Here is a 1,276-nt window from a genome sequence, read left to right as displayed (position 1 = left end):
GGGTGAAAATGGTCGGAGCGGCGGGATTCGAACCCACGACCCCTTGTCCCCCAGACAAGTGCGCTACCAAGCTGCGCTACGCTCCGACCTTTGTTCGCAAACAGGTGACTGTTGCGAGGCAGCGGCTATAGACGGCCAAAGGGTTTGCGGCAATCGCTGTTGTCAGAGATTTCTCACACAAGACCGCACCGCCAGAAGCTCTGCTTCAGGCTTTTGGCAAGTCCTTCGCAAATTCCAGTAAGATCAGATCATGGCCGCGGGTCATATTTGGGTCAGAATGGATATCGGCCATGGAAACACTTTGGCCCGTGGGGGCAAAGCCGCGCCGAGCATAAAAGGCGATCAGCTCGTCCCGCCCCTCAATGACGGTCATAATCATGCGGGTCGCGGCGAATGAGCGGCAGGCTTCAGCTTCTGCCGCTAGCATCAAAACCTTACCAACCCCCCCACCCTGGAGCGAAGGCTCGACGGCAAATTTGCCGAAGCTGCAGGTATCGGGTGCCTCGGTCAGATGCTCGATATCCGCACAGCCAATCAGCTTCCCCTCGCCATTTTTGGCAATCAACAGGCGGTGATGCGGGCTTTGCAGAACCTGATCTATGGCTTCAGGCGTGATGCGCTCCCCATCGATTAAGTCGGCCTCAGACGTCCAACCTTGCCGGCTCTCTTCGCCGCGATAGGCGCGCTGCATCAAGGTCACAATCGCATCCCGATCGGTGGGCGTGGCAAGTCGAATGGTCAAAGCTGACATGGAAAAGGCCTTCGGGTCAGGATTAGGAAGCGCGGCGCTGGAAGGCTGCGACAGCAGACAAGATCGCCTCCGCGCGCTCCAGCTTTTCAAGCGCAGCCAGCAGTCGAGCTTGACTGGCCTCGCCAGAGGCTGGGGTCGCAGGGGCAGTTGCAGCGGGCGATTGGGCTTCGCCTGAGGTCACAGGCGACAGCGGGTAGACCGGGCCACGGGCAGCCGCACCCAAAGCCAAAGCTTCAGGATTGGCGGTAACTGGCGGCAGAACATCTGGTTGCGCACCAGCACCACGGGCGCGGACAAAGCCGACGCCTTGGTCTTTCAGAACTTTCTGAACGCCTTTGAGCTGATAGCCATCTTCTTGCAAAAGCGCGCGGATACCGCGCAACAAGGCCATATCTTCAGGCCGATAGTGCCTGCGACCCCCTGCCCGCTTTAACGGTCGTAATTGGGGAAACTTGCCTTCCCAGAAGCGCAAGACATGGGCAGGCACATCCAAGAGCTCAGCAGCCTCGGTAATTGTCCGAAAGG

2 protein-coding genes and 1 tRNA gene are annotated in these 1,276 nt (G+C 59.0%); all 3 read right to left on the bottom strand.

From position 1 onward, the window contains the following. Positions 1-9 precede the first annotated feature (9 nt). Positions 10-86, bottom strand: a tRNA-Pro gene (locus ACOVRA_RS16635). A 119-nt stretch (positions 87-205) separates the two neighbouring features. Continuing rightward, on the bottom strand, positions 206-751 hold the full coding sequence (locus ACOVRA_RS16630) for a GNAT family N-acetyltransferase (protein WP_421721264.1): 546 nt from the start codon (positions 749-751) through the stop codon (positions 206-208). Positions 752-773: 22 nt separating this feature from the next. Continuing rightward, a partial coding sequence (locus tag ACOVRA_RS16625; RefSeq protein ID WP_421721263.1) for a MerR family transcriptional regulator occupies positions 774-1,276 on the bottom strand: 503 nt, incomplete at its 5' end.

This window comes from Aquidulcibacter sp., assembly GCF_049239865.1.
Lineage (GTDB): Bacteria > Pseudomonadota > Alphaproteobacteria > Caulobacterales > Aquidulcibacteraceae > Aquidulcibacter.
The sequence above is the reverse complement of the archived record's forward strand: the minus strand, read 5'-3'. Positions and strand labels throughout refer to the sequence as shown.